The 20,017-nt window shown below is 62.0% G+C and carries 20 protein-coding genes; 12 read left to right on the top strand and 8 right to left on the bottom strand.

The features are described 5' to 3' along the window. Nucleotides 1-35 precede the first annotated feature (35 nt). On the bottom strand, nucleotides 36-1,355 hold the full coding sequence (locus tag MJ639_RS10405) for an ATP-binding protein (RefSeq protein WP_243371380.1): 1,320 nt from the start codon (nucleotides 1,353-1,355) through the stop codon (nucleotides 36-38). Continuing rightward, a complete protein-coding gene (locus MJ639_RS10400) occupies nucleotides 1,352-2,008 on the bottom strand; it encodes a response regulator transcription factor (protein WP_243371371.1) in 657 nt (218 codons plus the stop codon). Before MJ639_RS10400 ends, MJ639_RS10405 begins: the two co-directional genes overlap by 4 nt. 173 nt (nucleotides 2,009-2,181) lie before the next feature. Between MJ639_RS10400 and MJ639_RS10395 the strand changes: the two genes are divergently transcribed. From MJ639_RS10395 to MJ639_RS10385, 3 genes are all read left to right on the top strand, one after another. Continuing rightward, the gene (locus MJ639_RS10395; RefSeq protein ID WP_243371364.1) at nucleotides 2,182-2,445 is read left to right on the top strand and encodes a hypothetical protein; all 264 of its coding nucleotides are present in this window, start codon (nucleotides 2,182-2,184) and stop codon (nucleotides 2,443-2,445) included. A 655-nt stretch (nucleotides 2,446-3,100) separates the two neighbouring features. Then, the gene (locus MJ639_RS10390; protein WP_243371362.1) at nucleotides 3,101-3,364 is read left to right on the top strand and encodes a hypothetical protein; all 264 of its coding nucleotides are present in this window, start codon (nucleotides 3,101-3,103) and stop codon (nucleotides 3,362-3,364) included. Between the two features lie 121 nt (nucleotides 3,365-3,485). Beyond that, the gene (locus MJ639_RS10385; RefSeq protein ID WP_243371359.1) at nucleotides 3,486-4,769 is read left to right on the top strand and encodes a glycosyltransferase family 87 protein; all 1,284 of its coding nucleotides are present in this window, start codon (nucleotides 3,486-3,488) and stop codon (nucleotides 4,767-4,769) included. A 33-nt stretch (nucleotides 4,770-4,802) separates the two neighbouring features. Here the strand turns inward: MJ639_RS10385 and MJ639_RS10380 are convergent, their stop codons facing one another. Next, entirely contained in the window at nucleotides 4,803-5,396 is a 594-nt protein-coding gene (locus MJ639_RS10380) for a GNAT family N-acetyltransferase (RefSeq protein WP_243371357.1), read from the bottom strand. Between the two features lie 254 nt (nucleotides 5,397-5,650). After that, nucleotides 5,651-6,109: a GatB/YqeY domain-containing protein gene (locus MJ639_RS10375; protein WP_243371355.1), complete on the bottom strand. Its 459-nt coding sequence runs from the start codon at nucleotides 6,107-6,109 to the stop codon at nucleotides 5,651-5,653. A gap of 143 nt (nucleotides 6,110-6,252) precedes the next feature. On the opposite strand from MJ639_RS10375, the gene carA reads away from it, so the two are divergent. The 3 genes from carA to MJ639_RS10360 all read left to right on the top strand — a co-directional run bounded on the left by carA (nucleotide 6,253) and on the right by MJ639_RS10360 (nucleotide 8,771). Beyond that, nucleotides 6,253-7,452 (top strand): glutamine-hydrolyzing carbamoyl-phosphate synthase small subunit, encoded by a 1,200-nt coding sequence (carA, locus tag MJ639_RS10370; protein WP_243371353.1) that lies wholly within the window; start codon nucleotides 6,253-6,255, stop codon nucleotides 7,450-7,452. 172 nt (nucleotides 7,453-7,624) lie between these two features. Beyond that, nucleotides 7,625-7,999 (top strand): hypothetical protein, encoded by a 375-nt coding sequence (locus MJ639_RS10365; protein WP_243371347.1) that lies wholly within the window; start codon nucleotides 7,625-7,627, stop codon nucleotides 7,997-7,999. Between the two features lie 79 nt (nucleotides 8,000-8,078). Beyond that, nucleotides 8,079-8,771, top strand: a complete 693-nt coding sequence (locus MJ639_RS10360) for a class I SAM-dependent methyltransferase (RefSeq protein WP_243371344.1) — start codon at nucleotides 8,079-8,081, stop codon at nucleotides 8,769-8,771. Here the strand turns inward: MJ639_RS10360 and MJ639_RS10355 are convergent. The 3 genes from MJ639_RS10355 to MJ639_RS10345 all read right to left on the bottom strand — a co-directional run bounded on the left by MJ639_RS10355 (nucleotide 8,768) and on the right by MJ639_RS10345 (nucleotide 11,357). Next, on the bottom strand, nucleotides 8,768-10,003 hold the full coding sequence (locus MJ639_RS10355) for an MFS transporter (RefSeq protein ID WP_243371342.1): 1,236 nt from the start codon (nucleotides 10,001-10,003) through the stop codon (nucleotides 8,768-8,770). The genes MJ639_RS10360 and MJ639_RS10355 overlap by 4 nt on opposite strands. Nucleotides 10,004-10,143: 140 nt before the next feature. After that, nucleotides 10,144-10,539, bottom strand: a complete 396-nt coding sequence (locus MJ639_RS10350; protein WP_243371340.1) for a GtrA family protein — start codon at nucleotides 10,537-10,539, stop codon at nucleotides 10,144-10,146. Continuing rightward, nucleotides 10,536-11,357, bottom strand: coding sequence for an SDR family NAD(P)-dependent oxidoreductase (locus MJ639_RS10345; RefSeq protein WP_243371339.1), 822 nt, complete (start codon nucleotides 11,355-11,357; stop codon nucleotides 10,536-10,538). Before MJ639_RS10345 ends, MJ639_RS10350 begins: the two co-directional genes overlap by 4 nt. Nucleotides 11,358-11,556: 199 nt before the next feature. Between MJ639_RS10345 and carB the strand changes: the two genes are divergently transcribed. The 3 genes from carB (at nucleotide 11,557) to MJ639_RS10330 (ending at nucleotide 16,149) form a co-directional block, all read left to right on the top strand. Then, entirely contained in the window at nucleotides 11,557-15,027 is a 3,471-nt protein-coding gene (gene carB, locus MJ639_RS10340) for a carbamoyl-phosphate synthase large subunit (protein WP_243371337.1), read from the top strand. 107 nt (nucleotides 15,028-15,134) lie between these two features. Then, the gene (gene greA / locus MJ639_RS10335; protein ID WP_243371328.1) at nucleotides 15,135-15,611 is read left to right on the top strand and encodes a transcription elongation factor GreA; all 477 of its coding nucleotides are present in this window, start codon (nucleotides 15,135-15,137) and stop codon (nucleotides 15,609-15,611) included. A gap of 34 nt (nucleotides 15,612-15,645) precedes the next feature. Then, the gene (locus MJ639_RS10330; protein ID WP_243371326.1) at nucleotides 15,646-16,149 is read left to right on the top strand and encodes a hypothetical protein; all 504 of its coding nucleotides are present in this window, start codon (nucleotides 15,646-15,648) and stop codon (nucleotides 16,147-16,149) included. Nucleotides 16,150-16,162: 13 nt separating this feature from the next. Here MJ639_RS10330 and MJ639_RS10325 read toward each other — a convergent pair whose 3' ends face one another. After that, nucleotides 16,163-16,648, bottom strand: coding sequence for an Lrp/AsnC family transcriptional regulator (locus MJ639_RS10325; protein ID WP_243371325.1), 486 nt, complete (start codon nucleotides 16,646-16,648; stop codon nucleotides 16,163-16,165). 162 nt (nucleotides 16,649-16,810) lie between these two features. On the opposite strand from MJ639_RS10325, the gene MJ639_RS10320 reads away from it, so the two are divergent. From MJ639_RS10320 to MJ639_RS10310, 3 genes are all read left to right on the top strand, one after another. Then, nucleotides 16,811-17,812: a mitochondrial fission ELM1 family protein gene (locus MJ639_RS10320; protein WP_243371323.1), complete on the top strand. Its 1,002-nt coding sequence runs from the start codon at nucleotides 16,811-16,813 to the stop codon at nucleotides 17,810-17,812. A gap of 27 nt (nucleotides 17,813-17,839) precedes the next feature. After that, nucleotides 17,840-18,802 carry a thioredoxin-disulfide reductase gene (trxB, locus tag MJ639_RS10315; protein ID WP_243371316.1) on the top strand — a complete coding sequence of 321 codons (963 nt, stop codon included), beginning with the start codon at nucleotides 17,840-17,842 and terminating at the stop codon, nucleotides 18,800-18,802. A 113-nt stretch (nucleotides 18,803-18,915) separates the two neighbouring features. Further along, complete coding sequence (locus MJ639_RS10310) at nucleotides 18,916-19,806, top strand: LysR family transcriptional regulator (RefSeq protein WP_243371312.1); 891 nt, start codon at nucleotides 18,916-18,918, stop codon at nucleotides 19,804-19,806. Nucleotides 19,807-20,017: the final 211 nt, after the last annotated feature.

Raw genomic sequence — 20,017 nt, 5'->3', positions numbered from 1 at the left:
TATCGCACCCCCTGAGGGGCGACCGCCCGGCTCCCTTAACCGGAATCATCCATCACTGGCAGCTCGACACGAGCCACAAGTCCGCCGCCGCCCCTGTTGTCGAGCGTGACCTTCGCGCCGATCCGCAAGGCGAGAGCCTTGACGATCGAAAGCCCCAGGCCCGTTCCCTCCTGTTGCTTGTCGGCGCGCACGAAAGGATCGAATACGCGAGCGATGAAATCGTCAGGAATTCCCGGTCCGGTATCGGCAATCTCCACGATCACTGTTGATCCTTTCACATGAGAGGAGAGATCAACGCGCCCATTCGTCGGCGTGTAGCGGATCGCGTTGTCGAGAAGGTTCGACAGCAGCATCACGAGGTCATGCGGATCGGCTTTGACTGAACCGGGCGCCATCTCGGTCAAGGAAAGCGTGATGCCTTTACTCTGCGCGAGCGCGATCACGCCCGCAATCGCTTCCTGCAATGCATCCGCGAGCGGCAGAGTTTGCGAAACCTCGCTCGGCGGCAGCGTTTCCGCGCGGGCGAGCGCCAGCAGCTGACTGGTCAGCCCGGACATGCGCAGAATACCGGTTTCCATCTCGTTTAGGATGTCATCTGAAGCAGCGTGGCGCGATGCATGGCGCAGATTGCGCACCTGGATGCGTAAAGCCGTCAAGGGCGTGCGCAGCTGATGCGCGGCGTTGGACACGAACTGCTTCTGCGTCGCCACCATGGCTCTGACACGGGAGAGCGCCTCGTTCATTGCCGCCACAAGAGGCGCGATCTCACCAGGAATGTCGGGCGACGAAAGCACCTGCGTGGAATCCGGCCTTCGGGAAAGCAGCTGATGCGCCAGAAGATCCACCGGACTTAAAATACGGCCGACAACCCATCGCACCAGCAACCATGAAATCGGGATGAGCAGGAAGGTGGTGATGAGCGCAGGCAGCGCGGCCTTCAGGGCGAGCTCCCGGCGCACACGCGTCTGTTGGGAAACCTGCACCGTCCCGTCATCGAGCACCCAGGTATAACTGCGCCAACTGCCTTTCGGCGTCGCGAAATTCGAGAACCCTGTCCTTCTTTGACGAGGCAAGTCGAAGTCTTGGGGAAATGACTTGAGCAAGCGCCCCTCCGGATCCCAGGCCTGCACGACGATCATGTCGGATTCATCCAAGGGCGGCGCAGGCATCTGCGCCAGATCATCAACCGAGCCGACGATATCCACGGCAATTTCGCGCATCTGATTGTCGAGGAAATTGTCGGGATCTTGCTGCGCGACGATGTAAGCGCCCACGCCGCCGAGAAGCCCGAAGGAGATCAGCAGGATCGTGAACCATAAGGTGAGCTGGCGGCGAAGCGAATGACGCTGTTTCATTTGACCACCATCCAGCCGACGCCTCGGACATTGCGGATGATATCGTTGTCGAACTTGCGGCGGATGTAATGGATCAGCACATCGACCGCGTTGCTCTCCACTTCCTCGCCCCAGCCATAGAGCGCGTCCTCCAACTGACTGCGTGACAGGATCGCGCCAGGCCGTTGCACAAGCGCCTGCATGAGTGCGAATTCCCGCGCGGGCAGAAGCTGGGTCATGCCCTTATAGGTTGCCTCATGGCATGCGAGATCGAGCACGATCTCGGACGTCTCGATCACCGATGCGGCATGCCCCGCATGTCGGCGGATGACGGCCCTGATCCGTGCGGCGAGTTCGTCCACATCGAAAGGCTTCACCACGAAATCGTCGGCGCCGCCATCGAGCCCCGCTATGCGGGTTTCGATATCGTCATGCGCTGTGATGATCAGAACCGGCGTCGCATCCTTTCGTCGCCGCATATCCTTGAGCACATCGAGACCCGCTTTGTCGGGAAGGCCGAGATCGAGCAGAACGATGGAATAAGGGTTTGCACCGAGAGCTTCGAGAGCATCGTCGCCCGTGCGTGCCCAGTCGACCGCCATCCCGGTTCCATCGAATGCCTGAACCAGGCTGCGCCCGATTAAAGGATCGTCTTCGACCAGCAGAACCCGCATGTGGGATGTCCTCGCTCCAGAAAAACTGAGCTTCTCCCATTCGAGATTCAAGAATGCATTTTGCCGCCACGATTGGCAGTTCTGGAGGCTTGAGCCCTCATTCTCTCCTAAGTCGCGAGCGGTATCGTCCAACCCAGGTACAAACGCGTACCGTCATGAAATGGAGAGATCCGATGAAGAAATTCCTGATCGCTACCTCGACACTGGCTTGTCTTCTGGGTGCGCCTCTGGCTGCTCAGGCGGCTCAAACCGCTCAGGCTTATCCTCCCACATCCTCCGAAGCAGCTCAGCCGCAGACCCATAAGATGCCGAAGCACCATGCCTCCAAGCATCAGGCGGTTCGTCATCACACAGCGATGAACAAGAACAAGGCCAGCTGCCCTCCCGGCTCGCAGAGCGCAGCCTGCCATACGGAGACCACTGGCTCGGTGAAGTAAGCGTTGCGGAAACGAGCGTATGCTTGCCGCCTCAGTGATGGATGATGCAAGCCACATAGCCTTCCGTCATCCCGGGGCTGCGCAGCAGAACCCGGGATCGTGTGACGAGGATGGCGCGGAACCATCCCCCTCTCCCGAGTGGGAGAGGGGCAGGGGTGAGGGATTGTCCTTTCCGGAAAGGGCATGCCTCACCCGGAGCTGCGCTCCGACCTCTCCCGCCCGGGAGAGATATTCCAGCGCCTCATCCGGCTCACGATCCCGGCTCGGCTTTCGCCGTCCGGGATGACGTCGCGTGAATCTTGTTCCTCATTTGTTCTTGACAATCCTCCTAACCTTGGCTATATCTCGTGATGTCCCGACCCAACGAGGGGCGCGCTCGCGAGGCGTCGCATGTGTGGGGTTGGGGGCGGTCCTGCGGCAGGTCTCGCAAGCCTGTCCAGGAGGCCCATCGTTGAAAGACACGATGTACGCCTAAAAGAACCGTGCGCGAGATGCAGTCCTGCTCTCTCACACAAAATATCATCGAGCCGGGCTGCCCATCGCGCCACCCTCGATTTTCCTTCCAGGCTTCGGGCTGTTTCAGCCCGGAGCCCGAAGGCGCATGCGATTTCCAACGACAATTCATTTTCAAGACGAACATTCGCCGGAGCGTTTCATGAGCCGTGCCCCATCCCCTCTCTTTCCGTTTCCCGATTGCAACGACACCCTGCGCCGTCTCGCCGATGTGCTGCAAATTCCCCTCACCTGCCGCAACTATCGCTGCCGTCGCGAGGGCCGGTGCCAAGGCGGCTACGGACCGCCCTGCTATTTCGAGAGCCACCAGGATTTCGTGGACGGGGTGCGCGAGCAGATGGAGGAATACCGGGATTACTGGAGCCGGCAGCGCAAGGCCGGAAAGACGCTGCATCAGCGGGAGTGATCGGCGTTGGGACAGCCTAGGCCATGTGGTCGAGTTGAAGGCTTCACGGGTCGGCGTGTTTACTGGCATTGTTGCCAATACCCCTCACTTTTTTGCCTTTCGCCACAGCAGACGTCCCGGAATGATCATCTCACCCTTCGAGGCCGCGCGGTCATCGACGCCGAAAGGCATCCGCTACATCAGGCTCTTTCTCCTGGCGCTCGTCGGGCTGTTCATCAGCAAGACGATCTGGTTCTCGAACCTGCTGCAGGGGAACAGCCCGCGCCGTCTGATGGATTTCGATGCGTTCTACATCGTCGCGCAGATGATCTGGCGCGGCGAGGTTGCGGATGCCTATCACTTCGCCACCCTGTTCGAGGTACAGAAGGCGATGAGCGGCACGCAATCCTTCATGCCCTGGACCTATCCACCGCCTTTCGACCTGCTGATCGCTCCCCTCGCCTTTCTTCCGCTGGGGCTGGCCTACGCGCTGTTCACCGGGGGCACCTTCACGGCTTATCTCGCCACGCTGAAGCGGATCGAGAGCGAGCATTTTCCGCTTCTGCTGATCGTGCTTCTGCCGACATTGGCTGTCGTGATCGGCTGCGGCCAGAACGGCTTTCTCACCGGTACGCTGATCGGCCTTACCTGCCTCGGTTTTCAGCGGCGTTCCGCGTGGGCGGGTCTTCCGCTCGGCCTCATGATCATCAAGCCGCATCTGGCCGTCGCGTTTGCGCTCTACACCCTGGCGAGCCGCCGCTGGGCTGCGGCTTGCATCGCCGCCGCGACCGTTCTTGCGATGTCGGCTTTGTCCGCGCTTCTGCTTGGAACGGATGTCTGGATCGCGTTTTTGCAGGGCACGAAAGAGGCGCAGATCTTTCTCGAAAAGGGCATGTATCCGCTCTTCCGGATGATCTCGCCCTATGCGGCCCTGCACACTTTCGGGCTTCCCGCCTCGATGGCCATGGCCGCGCAGATCCTCGTCGCCGTTCTGGCGCTCGGCCTCGTGGTTTTGTCGGTCTATCGCGGCCTGCCGCTCCGGCAATCGTTAGGCCTCACCGCCATCGCCTCGTTGCTGATCAGCCCCTATGCCTATGATTACGACATGCCGGTCTTCGGCATCGGCCTTGCCCTCATCCTGCCGGACCTGATCCGCCAGGGCCGCGAGGCGGAGCGCGCGATCATCTACGGCCTGAGCCTCTTCGCGGGGGGCTTCGGCATGGCGCAGTCCTTCGGGTACGTAGCCGAGCATGGCACCGACGCGAAGCTTCAGATAGACAACATGCCTCTGTCGCTCGCAGGCTTCACCTTGATCGCACTCGCCCTGCTCGCATGGCGCATCCTCCGCCGCACGGAGGAAATGCGCCCTGCTCCTGCAGAAGGGAGAGCAACGACGGCCATCATCGCTCCCCATGCGGGCTCGTGATCCGAGGCCTGCTTGCCCGCATCCGCCAACACGCTACGCGTTCTCGAATACCCTCACGCGATAGACAAGACGCACCTCGCCGGGCGCGTCTTCCGCAGGCATCGTCGCCTCGAGCACGCCGCCATTGGCTTCGATGACTTTGCGCGAGGCAATGTTCGTTTCGCGGCAGGAGATCTCAACGCTCCGCAAACCTTCGTCACGCGCCACCGGCAGGATGAGGCGCAATGCGGCCGTCGCATAGCCGCGCCGCTGTTTCCAGGGCACGACAGAATAGCCGATATGCCCGATGCAATGAGGCGGCAGTTCCTCCGTTCCCGGTTGGAAGCGCAGCATGATGCTGCCGCAGAAATCGCCGTCCCAAAGCCAGAAGAGACGGAACGGAAGACGCGGGACGACACGCCCGTCGTGCAGGGTCACCGTGCCGCTCTGGTCCAGGAGCCGATGGAGGAATTCTTCCGGGTCGGCACGCAGGGCTGCGAGTTGCTCCCCGCTCACATCCCGCATCGTGTCGGAGGACCAGCCCTTCTCGAGCGCGGCCTCATAGGCGGGCAAAAAGTCGGGACGGGGCACGACAAGCGTGATCCCGTCGGAATGGCTGGGCAAGGTTTTCGGTGTGTCGCTTTTCATCAAGCTCTCCGGGATTGGTTGGCGAGGAGAGCGGAAGCATGGACCCCACCCGCCTCGGGAGGGTCCACAGGAAGTCATGCCGCCATCAAGGCACAGCCCGTCCTGCACACCCTCTCGGGTACGCGGATGCGGAATTTTGGGCTGCGTTGCGGATGCTGGCGATCATGATTTTAATCTTAGAGCCTCCGGCGCCGAAAAGCAAAAGCCCGCCTGTCCGGCGGGCTCATGTCGTATTCTCACGGGGTCGAAGCGGATCAGCCCTTGGGCAGCATGTCCTTCACGAGGCCGCTGGCCTTGGCGAAATCCATCTGGCCCACATACTTGGCGCGAAGCGCAGCCACGACCTTGCCCATGTCCTTCATGGAGGCGGCGCCGGTCTCGGCGATGGCGGCCTGGATGGCGGCCTTGGTTTCGTCCTCGCTCATCTGCTTCGGCAGATAGGCGGAGATGACGGCGACCTCGTTCTTCTCCTGGTCGGCGAGTTCCTGGCGGCCGCCCTGCTCGTACATGGCGATCGATTCCTGGCGCTGCTTCACCATTTTCTGGAGGAGAGCCAGGATTTCCTCGTCGGAGAGCGGCTCCTTGCCGTTGCCCCGGGCCTCGATGTCCTTGTCCTTCAAGGCAGCCTGAATCAGGCGGATCGCGCCAAGCTTGCCCTTGTCGCCAGCCTTCATGGCCTCTTTCATCTCGGCGGTAAAACGGTCTCGCAGCATGCGGATCTCCTTGGTTTTAAGGTGCTTCAAGCGTTGACGGGACGCGACCGGCCCCTTAAGTCGTGGGGGACAGTTCACGGTCGGCCCGGAACGGGCCTGCTCAAGCACGGCCTGTTGGCCTCGGACTTAAAGAGATCATGACGATGCTGCAAGACAAAGACACAGCGAGTGGCTGGGAAGAGCCGCGCGCGACGGCCGTTCTCGTGCTCCAGGACGGCACGGTGCTGGAAGGCTTCGGCATCGGCGCCGAGGGCGAGGCCACCGGCGAGGTCTGCTTCAACACGGCCATGACGGGTTATCAGGAGATCCTGACCGACCCGTCCTATGCTGGGCAGATCATCACCTTCACCTTCCCGCATATCGGCAACGTGGGCACCAACGACGAGGACATCGAGAGCGTGAACGCCGCCTCGTCCTCGGGCGTCCGTGGCGTGGTGCTCGCCGCCACCATCACCGAGCCCTCCAACTGGCGCGCCTCCCGCGACCTCGACGCTTGGCTGAAAGCACGCCAGATCGTGGGCCTGACCGGCATCGACACCCGCGCGCTCACCGCCCTCATCCGCGACAAGGGCATGCCGAACGCGGTCATTGCCCACAATCCCAAAGGCGAGTTCGACCTCGCGGCCCTCAAGGCCAAGGCAGCTGCCCTTCCCTCCATGGACGGCCTCGACCTCGTGCCCCTCGTCACGAGCACTCAGCGTTTCGACTGGGACGAGACCACCTGGAACCGCGGCGAAGGCTACGGCCATCAGGACGGCGAGGCGAAGCACCATGTGGTCGCTATCGATTACGGCGTGAAGCGCAATATCCTGCGCCTCCTCGCCCGTGCCGGCTGCAAGGTCACGGTCGTTCCCGCCACCGCCACGGCGGACGAGGTTCTGGCTCTCAAGCCCGACGGCGTGTTCCTCTCCAACGGCCCTGGCGATCCGGCGGCCACTGGCGAATATGCCGTGCCGGTGATCCAGAAGGTGCTGGAAGAGAAGATCCCGACCTTCGGCATCTGCCTCGGCCACCAGATGCTGAGCCTGGCCGTTGGCGCCAAGACGCAGAAGATGCATCAGGGCCACCACGGCGCGAACCATCCGGTGAAGGACAAGACCACCGGCAAGGTGGAGATCACCTCCATGAACCATGGCTTTGCGGTGGATCCGGCAACGCTTCCGGCGAACGCGACGGAGACCCACGTCTCTCTGTTCGACGGCTCGAATTGCGGCATCGCGCTCACCGACCGCCCGGCCTTCTCGGTGCAGTACCACCCTGAAGCCTCCCCCGGCCCGCAGGACAGCCACTACCTCTTCGATCGCTTCGTGAAGCTGATGGATGAGGGCAAGGCGAAGCGCTGATCGCCCGATTGCTGGAGACGATTCCTCTTGCGCCGTCGCTCACACCGAGCGGCGGCGCAAAGCTTTTGAAGCCGCGACAAACGCGAATATTGCTTCGTTCCCCCAAATCACGTTAACCACTGGTTAACCATAAAATTAAATGATTCTGGGCTATATTTTGGGGGTTTCTCCGATGGATTTTGATCACGAGTCCGGCGAATTCAGCCGCTTGCACAATCTCTTCACATTTCACCTCGGCATCGCCGTCACGCTCTCCTGGCTGACCTCGCTTTATGCGGCTGCCTATGCGCCTTGGGTGCGCAACATCCGCCCCCTTCTCGATCCCACCAATGTGGGCACTGTCGAGAGCACGTGGTCCTATCTCTTCGTTTTCCCCGTCGTGCTCACCACCGCGTGGCTGCTCTCCATCTTCGGCCAGAGCGCTTTTGCCAAGTTCCGCCTTCTGAAGAGCCAGGCTTTCGAGTTCGGCATCGCGGCGGCTGTGGCCTTCATCATGTTCTACCTCTCCATCGACCGCGCGGTCGCTGCGATGCTGCTGGGCATGTGATCTGAACTGAACATCTCGATCCTTCGCAGGGCTCAGGCAACGGGATGACGCAGGCTTAAGCTTGGGCTAGAACTTGGCCATGATGAACTGGCGCGATTACTGGAACCAAGACACGCCGATCTATTCGGGCGAGCGACACAAGCTGCTGCACTACAAGCGCGTGGCGAGCGATATCATCGGCCATATTCCGTCACGCGATGCGATCGTGCTCGATTACGGATGCGGCGAAGCGCTCTTCGCCGATCAGGTGGCGGCCAAATGCAGGAAGCTCTACTTAAGCGATGCTGCGCCTCTTGTGCGTGAGCGGCTACAGGCAAAGTTCGGTGCCGCTGAACGCATTGCCATTCTGTCGCCTGACCAAGTGGCGAATATTGCGGATGCCTCTCTCGATCTGATCGTCGTGAACTCGCTCCTGCAATATCTCTCACTCGATGAATTGCGCGGCCTGTTGAAGCTCTGGCGCGCCAAGCTCAAGAGCGGCGGGCAAGTCGTCATCGCCGATGTGATCCCGCCGGATGTGAGCCCGATCACGGATGCCAAAGCTCTTCTGTCCTTCGCATGGCACGGAGGCTTCTTGAAATCCGCTCTCGCGGGCCTCGCCCGCACGGCTTTTTCGGAATATCGCAAGATCCGTGAGGAAATCGGCTTGGCGCAGTACAGCGAGGACGAGATGGTCGACATCCTTCAGGATGCCGGCTTCACGCCGGAGCGTGCCCCGCGCAACTTCGGACACAACCAGGCACGCATGACCTTTATCGGGCGTGTGGCTTAGGCCTTTGCGAGGGAGCGTTTCTCGCTCGCAACCGACCAGGCCAGCACGCCAAGTCCAGCAACGGCGAGAACGGCGCCGACCCAACCGGTCGACTCGAAACCGTAGCCAGCAGCAATCGCAAGACCGCCAAGCCACGCGCCGAGCGCATTGGCAATGTTGAAGGCCGAATGGTTCGAGGCGGCAGCGAGCGTTTGCGCATCCGCCGCCACATCCATCAGGCGTATCTGAAGCGCTGGTCCAAGCGCGACGCTGCAGCCGACGAGGAAGACGAAGATCGACAGCAGATAGGGATTATCGGTGTAAAGCCAAAACAGGGTCATTACGACCGCGCTACCGCCCAGGGTTCCCGCAATCGTTCCGATCAGGTTCTTGTCCGCAAGCCATGCGCCAACGAGATTGCCGACGATCATGCCCGAGCCGAAGAGAGCCATCATCAGCGGCACGGCACTTTCGGGCATACCCGCAACCTGTGTCGCCGTCGATGCGATGTAGGAGAACACCGAGAACAGTCCGCCAAAGCCGACCGCGCCAATGGCGAGCGTGAACCACACTTGCTTGCGCTTGAAGGCCCCAAGCTCGCGCATAGGGCTTGCGCCCTCCTCCACCTTGTCCTTCGGCAGGAAGAGCCAGATGAGCGCAACCGTCAGCGCACCCATGACGCCGACCGAGGCGAACAGGATGCGCCAATTCAGAATCTGCCCGAAGAACGTCATGATCGGCGTGCCGATCAGCGTCGCTACCGTCAGGCCCAGCATCACGCGAGCGACCGCCTGCGTGCGCTTGTTGGGCTCCACGAGTGAAGCCGCCACCAGCGCCGCCACGCCGAAATAGGCACCATGCGGAAGACCGGTCAGAAAGCGCATGAGCACGAAGGATTCGAAAGTCGGCGCAACAGCGCTCACTCCGTTGCCAATGGCGAAGATCGCCATGAGCATCAAGAGCAGCGTCTGGCGCGGGAGCTTTGCCGCGAGCACGGCGATGATAGGCGCGCCGATCACCACGCCGAGGGCATAGGCGCTGATGGCATAGCCCGCTTGCGGCGTCGTGACGGCGAATTCCTGAGCGAGGTTGGGCAGGAGCCCCATGATCGCGAACTCGCCTGTGCCGATGCCAAAGCTGCCGACGGCGAGCGCCAGCTCGATGAGAGCGACCGCGAAACGCGATCTGGAAGCGGGCTGCTCAATGGTGGGAGCAGCCGAGTGCGCTTCTTCTGCAATCGCCAGATTGGACATGGAGGACCTTGAAAAATTCGGAGGAAAATGAGGTTGCACTTATTGCATTGCAAAAAGATTCTGACGACCCGTAGGAATGCAGCCCAGGCCTGCGCTGGAATACTGGAACGTTCAATACGCAGGCGTGAAACGCTGCTTCCTTATGCAAATGTCCAGATCTTGTGTGCCATGAAGCTCCACAGCATCACCACGCCGGTGGTGATGACCTGCGCCGGCAGATAGGGCCCACCGAGCCAAACGGTGAAGGCATGCATGAGGAACCAGGTCATCAGGAAGCCGACAAACGCGACGAGGGCGAAACGCCAGGTGGCTTCACGGTGAGGACGGTCGCTTCGGTAAGTGTGCCTCCGGTTGAGCAAATAGGACACTAATCCGCCTGCCACGTAGCCGGCAAGCGTCGCCGGTACGGGATGCATCCCTCCTCCCTCGACGAGAAGGATGAGCAGGCCGTAATGCGCAACGGCTGCGGCCAGGCCGACACCGAAGAAGGCAATGAACTGGCGGCTCAGGCGATGGAGGGGTGGAAGCGCGGTCACGCGTTGTCGTTAGCCTCTTCCGAGCGCCCCGTCACCTCGCCTTTCTGAAGGCGTCCGGCGATTCTGCGCACGATCCTGCGCGGAAGGAACTTGGCTCCGATCGTTCCGAGCCAATTGCCGCCTCCGGGAATCACGATGGCCTTGCCCGCCTCGTAGCCCTCGACGCCGATCCGCGCCACTTCCCCGGCCGTCATGAGGGTGGGCCTCAGGGTCCTGGAATATTCCACATCCGCCGTTGCGGAAAACTCGCTCTCGGTCGAGCCGGGGCAGAGAGCCGTCACCGTCACGCCGTGGGGCTTGGCCTCCTCATGGAGCGCCTCGGACAGGGAGAGCACGAAAGCCTTGGTGGCGTAATAGACGGCCATGTGGGGGCCGGCCTGGAACGCTGCCGTTGAGGCTACGTTTAGGATGCCGCCCTTTCCCCGCTCCATCATGCTGGGCAGCAACAGGCGGGATAATGCCGTGAGCGCCCCGACATTCAGGTCGATCATGGCAAGCTGGCGCTCGGACGGCAGGGTTGCGAAATCGCCCCTCAGCCCGAAACCGGCGTTGTTCACAAGCGTATGGACCTGAATGCCCCTGTCGCGGAGCATGTCGACAAGGTCTTGGGGCGCTTCCCTGTCCTCCAGATCGAGCGCCATGGCCTCGGCCTGGACGCCATGGGTGCGCTGAACCTCCTCGGCCAGGGCCTCCAGCCGCTCGTGCCGCCGGGCGACTAGAACCAGAAAATAGCCTTTCGAAGCGAAAATCCGGGCCAATTCAGCTCCGATTCCACTCGATGCCCCGGTAATCACAGCCCAGCGCGGCTCTTCGGCCATATTCTGCTCCCATGAAATCTTGTTCGCTGCCCAGGCGATCATGCCCCATGGGAGACTTGCCGCCAAATCATGGCTTGAGGCTTTGAATTTGTGACAGCACCGTGTAAGAGCCTCTCTCAACCTTCAATCTGACACATCCCGGCTGCGCGAGTAGCGCCGCAATCAGCGGCCGCGCGGCTGGACACGCCTGGGTGGCCCTATGCCGAAGCGGACAGACATTTCCTCCATTCTCATTATCGGTGCCGGACCGATCATCATCGGTCAGGCCTGTGAGTTCGATTATTCGGGCACTCAGGCCGTGAAGGCCCTGAAGGAGGAAGGCTACCGAGTCATCCTGGTGAACTCGAACCCCGCGACGATCATGACCGATCCCGATCTCGCGGACGCCACCTATGTGGAGCCGATCACCCCTGAGATCGTCGCCAAGATCATCGAGAAGGAGCGCCCGGACGCCATCCTGCCCACCATGGGCGGTCAGACGGCGCTGAACTGCGCCCTCTCCCTCAAGAAGATGGGCGTGCTCGACAAGTTCAATGTCGAGATGATCGGCGCGACGGCGGAGGCCATCGACAAGGCGGAAGACCGTCACCTCTTCCGCGAGGCCATGACCAAGATCGGCCTCGACACGCCGAAGTCGCGTCTCGCCAACGCCTCGGCTCTCAAGAAGGCCGACCGCGACGCCTATCTCGCCGAGCTGGCGCGCATGGAAGCACTCGACATTCATCCCGGCGACAAGAAGCGGATGATCGCTGCCTACAAGCTGAAATGGGATGCAGGCGAAAACGAACGCCGCAAGCGTTACCAGGAGCACGCCATGGGCGAGGCGCTGCTGGCGCTCGCCGAAGTGGGCCTGCCCGCCATCCTTCGTCCGTCCTTCACCATGGGCGGCACCGGCGGCGGCATTGCCTATAACCGCGAAGAGTTTCTCGATATCGTGGAGCGCGGCCTCGACGCCTCGCCCACCAACGAAGTGTTGATCGAGGAAAGCGTGCTCGGCTGGAAGGAGTACGAGATGGAGGTCGTCCGCGACAAGGCGGATAACTGCATCATCATCTGCTCCATCGAGAACTTCGATCCGATGGGCGTGCATACGGGCGACTCGATCACCGTCGCTCCGGCGCTGACGCTCACCGACAAGGAATATCAGATCATGCGCGACGCCTCGCTGGCGGTGCTGCGCGAGATCGGCGTCGAGACCGGCGGCTCGAACGTGCAGTTCGCGATCAACCCGGAGAACGGGCGCATGATCGTGATCGAGATGAACCCGCGCGTGTCACGCTCCTCCGCGCTCGCCTCGAAAGCCACCGGCTTCCCGATTGCGAAGGTCGCCGCGAAGCTCGCGGTCGGCTACACGCTGGATGAGATCGCCAACGACATCACCGGCGGCGCAACGCCTGCTTCCTTCGAGCCCACCATCGATTACGTGGTCACGAAGATTCCGCGCTTCGCCTTCGAGAAATTCCCCGGCGCCGATCCGACGCTCACCACCGCCATGAAGTCGGTGGGCGAGGCGATGGCGATTGGCCGTTCCTTCCCGGAATCGCTGCAGAAGGCGCTGCGCTCGCTTGAGACGGGCCTCACCGGACTCGACGAAATCGAGATCGAAGGTCTCGGCAAGGGTGACGACAAGAACGCGATCAAGGCCGCCATCGGCACGCCGACTCCCGACCGCATCCTGAAGGTCGCGCAGGCGCTTCGCCTCGGCATCAGCCACGACGAAGTCTACGACAGCTGCAAGATCGATCCCTGGTTCCTGGAGCAGCTTCAGGACATCGTCGACATGGAAGCGAAGGTGAAGTCTCACGGCCTGCCGAAAACTCCCGGCGCGTTCCGTCAGATCAAGGCGCTCGGCTTCTCCGATGCGCGTCTCGCCGTGCTCACGAACAAGACGGAAGCGGAAGTGCGCGAGGCGCGCCGCGCCGTTGGCGTGCGCCCTGTCTTCAAGCGCATCGACACCTGCGCGGCGGAGTTCGCTTCGCCCACCGCCTACATGTACTCGACCTATACCGCGCCGTTCGCAGGCCAGCCTGCGGACGAGGCCAATCCCTCGGATAAGAAGAAGGTCATCATTCTCGGTGGCGGCCCGAACCGCATCGGCCAAGGCATCGAGTTCGACTATTGCTGCTGCCATGCCTGCTTCGCGCTCAAGGATGCAGGCTTTGAGACCATCATGATCAACTGCAACCCGGAGACTGTGTCGACCGACTACGACACCTCCGACAGGCTCTATTTCGAGCCGCTGACGCAGGAAGACGTGCTGGAAATCATCGAGACCGAACGTTCCAAGGGCACGCTCCATGGCGTAATCGTGCAGTTCGGCGGCCAGACGCCGCTGAAGCTCGCTCGCGCGCTCGAAGAAGCGGATGTGCAGATCCTCGGCACCTCGCCGGATGCCATCGACCTCGCCGAAGACCGCGACCGGTTCAAGCGTCTCCTCGACAAGTTGCATCTGAAGCAGCCGAAGAACGGCATCGCCTATTCGGTGGAACAGGCTCGCCTCATCGCCGCCGATCTCGGCCTGCCCTTCGTGGTGCGCCCCTCTTACGTGCTCGGCGGCCGCGCCATGGCGATCATCCGCGACGAGACGCAGTTCGAGGATTACCTGCTCGGCACCCTGCCCAGCCTGATCCCGTCCGACATCAAGGCGCGTTATCCGAACGACAAGACCGGTCAGATCAACACGGTTCTCGGCAAGAACCCGCTGCTCTTCGACCGCTATCTCTCGGACGCCATCGAGGTGGACGTGGACTGCCTCTGCGACGGCAAGGACACCTTCATCGCAGGCATCATGGAGCATATCGAGGAAGCGGGCATCCACTCGGGCGATTCCGCCTGCTCGCTGCCGCCCCGCTCGCTCTCGGAAGAGACCATTGCCGAACTGGAGCGCCAGACAAAGGCGATGGCCCTGGCCCTCGACGTCGGCGGCTTGATGAACGTGCAATACGCCATCAAGGACGGCGCGATCTACGTGCTCGAGGTGAACCCCCGCGCTTCTCGTACCGTCCCCTTCGTGGCCAAGGTCATCGGCGAGCCCATCGCCAAGATTGCGGCCCGCATCATGGCCGGCGAGAACCTGGCCAAGTTCGGCCTCACCCCGAAGGAGCTGCCGCATATCGGCGTGAAGGAAGCCGTGTTCCCCTTCAACCGCTTCCCCGGCGTCGACGTGCTGCTCGGCCCGGAGATGCGCTCCACAGGCGAGGTCATCGGCCTCGACCGGGGCTTCGGCGTGGCCTTTGCCAAGAGCCAGCTCGGCGCCGGCAGCCAGGTTCCGAAGACCGGCACCCTCTTCGTTTCGGTCCGCGACTCGGACAAGGAGCGCATTCTTCCGGCCGTCCAGATGCTGGAGGAGCTCGGCTTCCAAATCGTGGCCACGGCCGGTACTCAGAAGTACCTGGAAGAGAAGGGCGTGAAGGCCAAGCGCATCAACAAGGTGCTGGAAGGCCGCCCCCATGTGGTCGATGCCATGAAGAACGGCGACATCCAGTTGGTCTTCAACACCACCGAAGGCGCGGGTGCCCTGTCAGATTCTCGCAGCCTTCGTCAGGCTGCCCTCTTGCATAAGATACCTTACTACACCACTCTTGCAGGAGCGGTCGCCGCTGCCGAGGGCATCAAGGCCTATCTCGGTGGCGATCTCGAGGTCAGGGCTCTTCAGGACTATTTCGCCTGAGGCATTCTGCCTGCACAATGGAACTGCGAAGCTTTTGATAAGTTTTCGCTGACATGCGAGGGCGCTGGAAACAGCGGCCTCGTACCTCTTTTTAGACGAGACAAACGATGGACAAGGTCCCTCTGACGATCAAGGGTTTTGCTGCGCTCGAGGAAGAACTCAAGCACCGTCAACAGGTTGAACGCCCCCGGATCATTCAGGCCATTGCCGAAGCGCGTGCGCTCGGCGACTTGTCGGAAAACGCCGAATACCATGCGGCCAAGGAAGCCCAGTCCCTCAACGAGGGCCGCATCCTGGAGCTGGAAAGCCTGATTTCTCGCGCGGAGGTCATCGATATCACCAAGCTCTCGGGCGACCGGATCAAGTTCGGCGCAACCGTGAAGCTGGTGGATGAGGACACCGAGGAGGAGAAGACCTATCAGATCGTGGGCGAGCCCGAGGCCGATGTGCGCTCCGGCCGTGTCTCCGTCGCCTCCCCTATCGCTCGCGCCCTGATGGGCAAGACCATCGGCGACACGGTTGAAGTGTCGACCCCCGGTGGCGGCAAATCCTACGAGGTCGTGGGCGTCCGCTTCGGCGCCTGATAGATTGAAGGGGGCATCGATGAGAGATCAGACCATGCCCTTTAAATCCCGCCGCTCTTTTCTCCTGAGCTTCGCCTGTGCCGCCCTTGCCGGCACGGGCCTAATCACGGCTGGTCCGGCCCAGGCTCAGGGTTTTCCGCCGGGCTTCTCGTCCTTTTCAGTTGATGTCAGCCCGTTGAAGGCGAAGGGTCTCGGCCCGTTTGCCGACCTCGTCGGCCAAGCGGCCCTCGACGAGTTGCGTCGCTCCTTCGCGGACCGGATCGATCCGCGCGGGCCGCGCTTCGTGCTGGTGATCACCGGTATCTTCCTGACGCCCTTTCCCGATAACGGGGTTGGCTGGCGCCGCGGCGGAGGTGGAGGCGGAAGCGACGGCATGGACGGCGAGGCGCTCGCCGTCGGCCCGAAAGGGCAGATCCTCGCCCGACATCCGCAGCATGCGGCCCGGGACCCGGATACCAGCAGCCTGGAGCCGAACGAGCGGGGCCGCGCGGTCGCCATGGCCCAGCACTACGTCTGGTGGCTGCGGCGCAGGCTCTGACTGGCTTTAAATTTTATTCTGCGACTTCCGCCACATCGTCGATCGGCACCAGCGGCTCGTCCTTGATGAGGTCGAGGGTGAGCGCCGTGCGGACATTGCGCACATTGGGCAACGATGTGAGCTCGGAGACGAGGCCCTGGAATGCGCCTAAGTTCGGAGCCACGCATTTCATGATGAAGTCGATATCGCCCGACAGGGTCCAGCATTCGCGGACCATGGGCCAATCCTTCACCCGCTGCTCGAATTCCTGCAGTTCCTTCTTGCCCTGCACATCGAGCTGCACCATGGCGAAGCACACGATCTCGAAGCCCAGACCCTTCGGGTCGAGAATGGCGCGATAGGCCTTGATGATGCCCGCGCTCTCCAGCGCACGCACGCGGCGCAGGCATGGCGGAGCTGAAAGGCCGACGCGTCGGGCTAGCTCCACATTGGTGATGCTGCCGTCGGCTTGCAGTTCCTTCAAAATGGCCCAGTCAATGGAATCGAGGCGTCCGCGCACGGTCACTCCAAGAGGCGCATGCCCAACTCTTAAGGTCAGGATCATACGGCCTTCAGTCAAAAAACTCGTCTTGGCTGAGTAGACCGTGTAAAGGGTCTGCACAAGCCGGACAGGCGATTAAGTCGCAACGAACCGGATGAACTCCACAGGCTCATTGATCAAATGTTGCGTGACGATACCGGCCTTATCACCTGGGTTCTGACCGATGGCAAGGCCGGAGACGAGCTTCAGGCGCTGAGCGTCGTCGAGGCCCTGGGCGTCCGGCCGGAGATCAGAAGAATCCGTCCCCGCGCGCCATTCACCTGGGCGATGCCCTGGGGACCCATCGACCCGCGTGAGCGGCCATCGGCAAAAGACAGCCCCCTCAGCCTGCCCTACCCCGATCTCCTCATCGCCTCCGGCCGCAGAGCCGTGCCCTATCTACGCTTCGTGAAGCGCGCCTCAGGCGGTCGAGCGTATACGGTCTTCCTGAAGGACCCGCGCACGGGCCCGAAGACCGCCGATTTCATCTGGTCGCCGGAATATGACCGCGTGCGTGGCCCCAACGTGCTCACCACGCTCACACCGCCACACCGTGTCTCGGCGGAGAGGATCGCAGCAGCCAAGTCCCAACCCGATCAGCGCCTCGCCGCTCTGCCACACCCTCGCGTGGCGGTGCTGATAGGCGGCGACAGCCGTCACCATCGCTTCACCGAGCAAGATATCGCCCGTCTCGGCAAGGATCTGGCGACACTGGCGGAATCAGGCGCAGGGCTGATGATCACCGCCTCCCGCCGTACGCCTGAGACCCTGCGGCAGGCCCTTATCGACATCGCCGGCAGGCACAGCGCCTTCTTCTGGGACGGGACGGGCGAGAACCCCTATGTGCCGATGCTCGGCCTGGCCGATTTCATCGTCGCCACAGCGGATTCCTTCAACATGATCGGAGAGGCGGCGGCCACCGGAAAGCCGATCCTGGTCTTCGAGCCATCCGGTGGGCACCCGAAACTGGATGTTTACATGGATCGCCTGAAGGGCCATGGAATTGTGCATCCGTTCGAGGGACGTCTTGTAGGACAGGCCTACGAACCCCTAAATTCTACACCCAAGATTGCTGCTGCCATCGTCCGGGGCTTCAGCCTTCATCGCCGCTCGCTCGGCTTGCCGGACCTGAATTTTGTCTGACCTGGCTTTTTCTCTGGAGTTAACCTGATGGCCCATTCCCACGCCAAGCTCATCATCATCGGCTCAGGGCCCGCAGGCTACACGGCGGCGATCTATGCAGCGCGCGCCCTGCTCGAGCCCGTGATGATCTCGGGCTTCCAGCCTGGCGGTCAGCTGATGATCACCACCGACGTGGAGAACTATCCGGGCTTCGCCGAAGTGATCCAGGGCCCCTGGCTGATGGAGCAGATGCGCCTCCAGGCCGAGCATGTGGGCACCAAGATGATCTCGGACCACATCACCAGGGTCGACCTGAAGCAGCGCCCCTTCCGCCTGGAAGGCGATTCCGGCGACGTCTATACCTGCGATTCCCTGATTATCGCGACGGGCGCCCAGGCCAAATGGCTGGGCCTGCCCTCGGAGGGCCTGTTTCAGGGCTTCGGCGTCTCGGCCTGCGCCACCTGCGACGGCTTCTTCTACCGCAACAAGGAAGTCGTGGTGGTGGGCGGCGGCAACACCGCCGTCGAGGAGGCACTCTATCTCGCCAACCTCGCCTCCAAGGTGACCCTGGTTCATCGCCGCGACTCGCTTCGCGCCGAGCGCATTCTGCAGGACCGCCTGTTCAAGCACCCCAAGATCGAGGTGCTCTGGAACAGCGCCGTTGAGGAGATCTGCGGGACAGAGAACCCCTCCTCCGTCACCCATCTGAAGCTGAAGAACCTCGTCTCCGGCGAAGTCTCGGACTTCAAGACCGACGGTGTGTTCATCGCCATCGGCCACAAGCCTTCGACGGAACTCTTCGTCGGCCAGCTCGACATGAAGCCAGGCGGCTACCTTCAGGTGAATCCGGGATCCACCGGCACCAACATCCCCGGCGTTTTCGCCGCTGGCGACGTCACGGACGACGTTTACCGCCAGGCCGTGACGTCGGCAGGCATGGGTTGCATGGCTGCCTTGGATGCGGAGCGCTATCTGGCGGCCCTGGAGGCCACCCAAGAGGCCGCCGAATAGGGTTTATTCACAACTGGTTGTCCCTGGGGCAGGATTCCTGTTGCATCCTGCCGTCTCCTCATCGGAGATAAGGAGCCCTGCGCTACAGGAATGCGGGGCCTCAGGGGATTGCCGTGGATTGGGACAAGATCCGGATTTTCTACACCGTCGCGGAGGCAGGCAGCTTCACCCGCGCTGGTGATGATCTGGGACTGAGCCAATCCGCCGTGAGCCGCCAGATCAGCGCCCTCGAGCGCGAATTGAAGGCCCCCCTCTTCCATCGCCATGCCCGCGGCCTGATCCTGACCGAGCAGGGCGACCTGCTCTTCCGCGCGGCTCGCGACATGCGCATGCGCCTGGAAACCACCAAGGCACGCCTCGTCGAGACCAGCGAACGCCCCTCCGGTGAGCTGAAGGTGACGACCACCGTGGGCTTGGGCTCGATCTGGCTCGCCCAGCGCATCGCCGAGTTCATGGATCTCTATCCGGAAGTGCGGGTCGAGCTGATCCTCTCCAACGAGGAGCTGGATCTCGCGATGCGCGAGGCGGACGTCGCGATCCGCCTGCGCCGCCCGGCCCAGCCGGACCTGATCCAACGCCGCCTCTTCACGGTGCACTTCCACGTCTACGCCTCGACCGACTACATCAAGCGTTTCGGCGAGCCGAAATCCCTGGAGGAGTTGGACGAGCACCGCATCATCTCGTTCGGCGGCGACCAGCCGTCCTACCTGATGTCCGTCCATTGGCTCTCAACGGCCGGACGCGAAGGCAAAGAGGCGCGCCAGTATCACTATATTGTGAACAATATTACAGCCCTCAAGCTGGCGGTCGAAACCGGGGCCGGGATTGCCGTGCTCCCGGATTATGCGGCGGTCGGCAATCCGAACCTCGTTCAGATCCTGCGCGATGTCGAGATGCCCTCTCTCGACAGCTACCTTGTTTATGCTGAGGAAATGCGGTCCGTTGCCCGCGTTCAGGCCTTCCGCGACTTCCTGATCTCCAAGGCCCAGCGCTGGACCTATTGAGCCTCCCAACAGACACCGATTCCTAGGCCCCTTGAGGAAGCGTGGCAGTTTTGTGTCATAGCTTGGCAAAAGCCATGCGCGCAGCGCAGCCCTTTCATGAGGCATGTTGCATTGCAAATAAGTCGAATGCAGCCGATATGGGCATTGGCTGATTTCAACGCGGCAGTGCTTTTTTCTTCCTCCCGGCGCTGCTGTGTCGGCCGTTCCCTCT

It is taken from the genome of Microvirga solisilvae (assembly GCF_022808595.1).
GTDB classification, from domain to species: domain Bacteria; phylum Pseudomonadota; class Alphaproteobacteria; order Rhizobiales; family Beijerinckiaceae; genus Microvirga; species Microvirga solisilvae.
This window is presented reverse-complemented; position numbering and strand designations above follow the sequence as displayed.

Coding starts and splice junctions, on each gene's coding strand:
- MJ639_RS10345 (WP_243371339.1), bottom strand. CDS start 11,357: ATGGCCGAAGAGCCGCGCTGGGCTGTGATTACCGGGGCATCGAGTGGA.
- carA (WP_243371353.1), top strand. CDS start 6,253: ATGCTGCAAGACAAAGACACAGCGAGTGGCTGGGAAGAGCCGCGCGCG.
- MJ639_RS10390 (WP_243371362.1), top strand. CDS start 3,101: ATGAGCCGTGCCCCATCCCCTCTCTTTCCGTTTCCCGATTGCAACGAC.
- MJ639_RS10360 (WP_243371344.1), top strand. CDS start 8,079: ATGATGAACTGGCGCGATTACTGGAACCAAGACACGCCGATCTATTCG.
- MJ639_RS10355 (WP_243371342.1), bottom strand. CDS start 10,003: ATGTCCAATCTGGCGATTGCAGAAGAAGCGCACTCGGCTGCTCCCACC.
- MJ639_RS10320 (WP_243371323.1), top strand. CDS start 16,811: ATGTTGCGTGACGATACCGGCCTTATCACCTGGGTTCTGACCGATGGC.
- MJ639_RS10330 (WP_243371326.1), top strand. CDS start 15,646: ATGCCCTTTAAATCCCGCCGCTCTTTTCTCCTGAGCTTCGCCTGTGCC.
- MJ639_RS10380 (WP_243371357.1), bottom strand. CDS start 5,396: ATGAAAAGCGACACACCGAAAACCTTGCCCAGCCATTCCGACGGGATC.
- trxB (WP_243371316.1), top strand. CDS start 17,840: ATGGCCCATTCCCACGCCAAGCTCATCATCATCGGCTCAGGGCCCGCA.
- MJ639_RS10400 (WP_243371371.1), bottom strand. CDS start 2,008: ATGCGGGTTCTGCTGGTCGAAGACGATCCTTTAATCGGGCGCAGCCTG.
- MJ639_RS10385 (WP_243371359.1), top strand. CDS start 3,486: ATGATCATCTCACCCTTCGAGGCCGCGCGGTCATCGACGCCGAAAGGC.
- greA (WP_243371328.1), top strand. CDS start 15,135: ATGGACAAGGTCCCTCTGACGATCAAGGGTTTTGCTGCGCTCGAGGAA.
- MJ639_RS10365 (WP_243371347.1), top strand. CDS start 7,625: ATGGATTTTGATCACGAGTCCGGCGAATTCAGCCGCTTGCACAATCTC.
- MJ639_RS10405 (WP_243371380.1), bottom strand. CDS start 1,355: ATGAAACAGCGTCATTCGCTTCGCCGCCAGCTCACCTTATGGTTCACG.
- MJ639_RS10395 (WP_243371364.1), top strand. CDS start 2,182: ATGAAGAAATTCCTGATCGCTACCTCGACACTGGCTTGTCTTCTGGGT.
- MJ639_RS10375 (WP_243371355.1), bottom strand. CDS start 6,109: ATGCTGCGAGACCGTTTTACCGCCGAGATGAAAGAGGCCATGAAGGCT.
- carB (WP_243371337.1), top strand. CDS start 11,557: ATGCCGAAGCGGACAGACATTTCCTCCATTCTCATTATCGGTGCCGGA.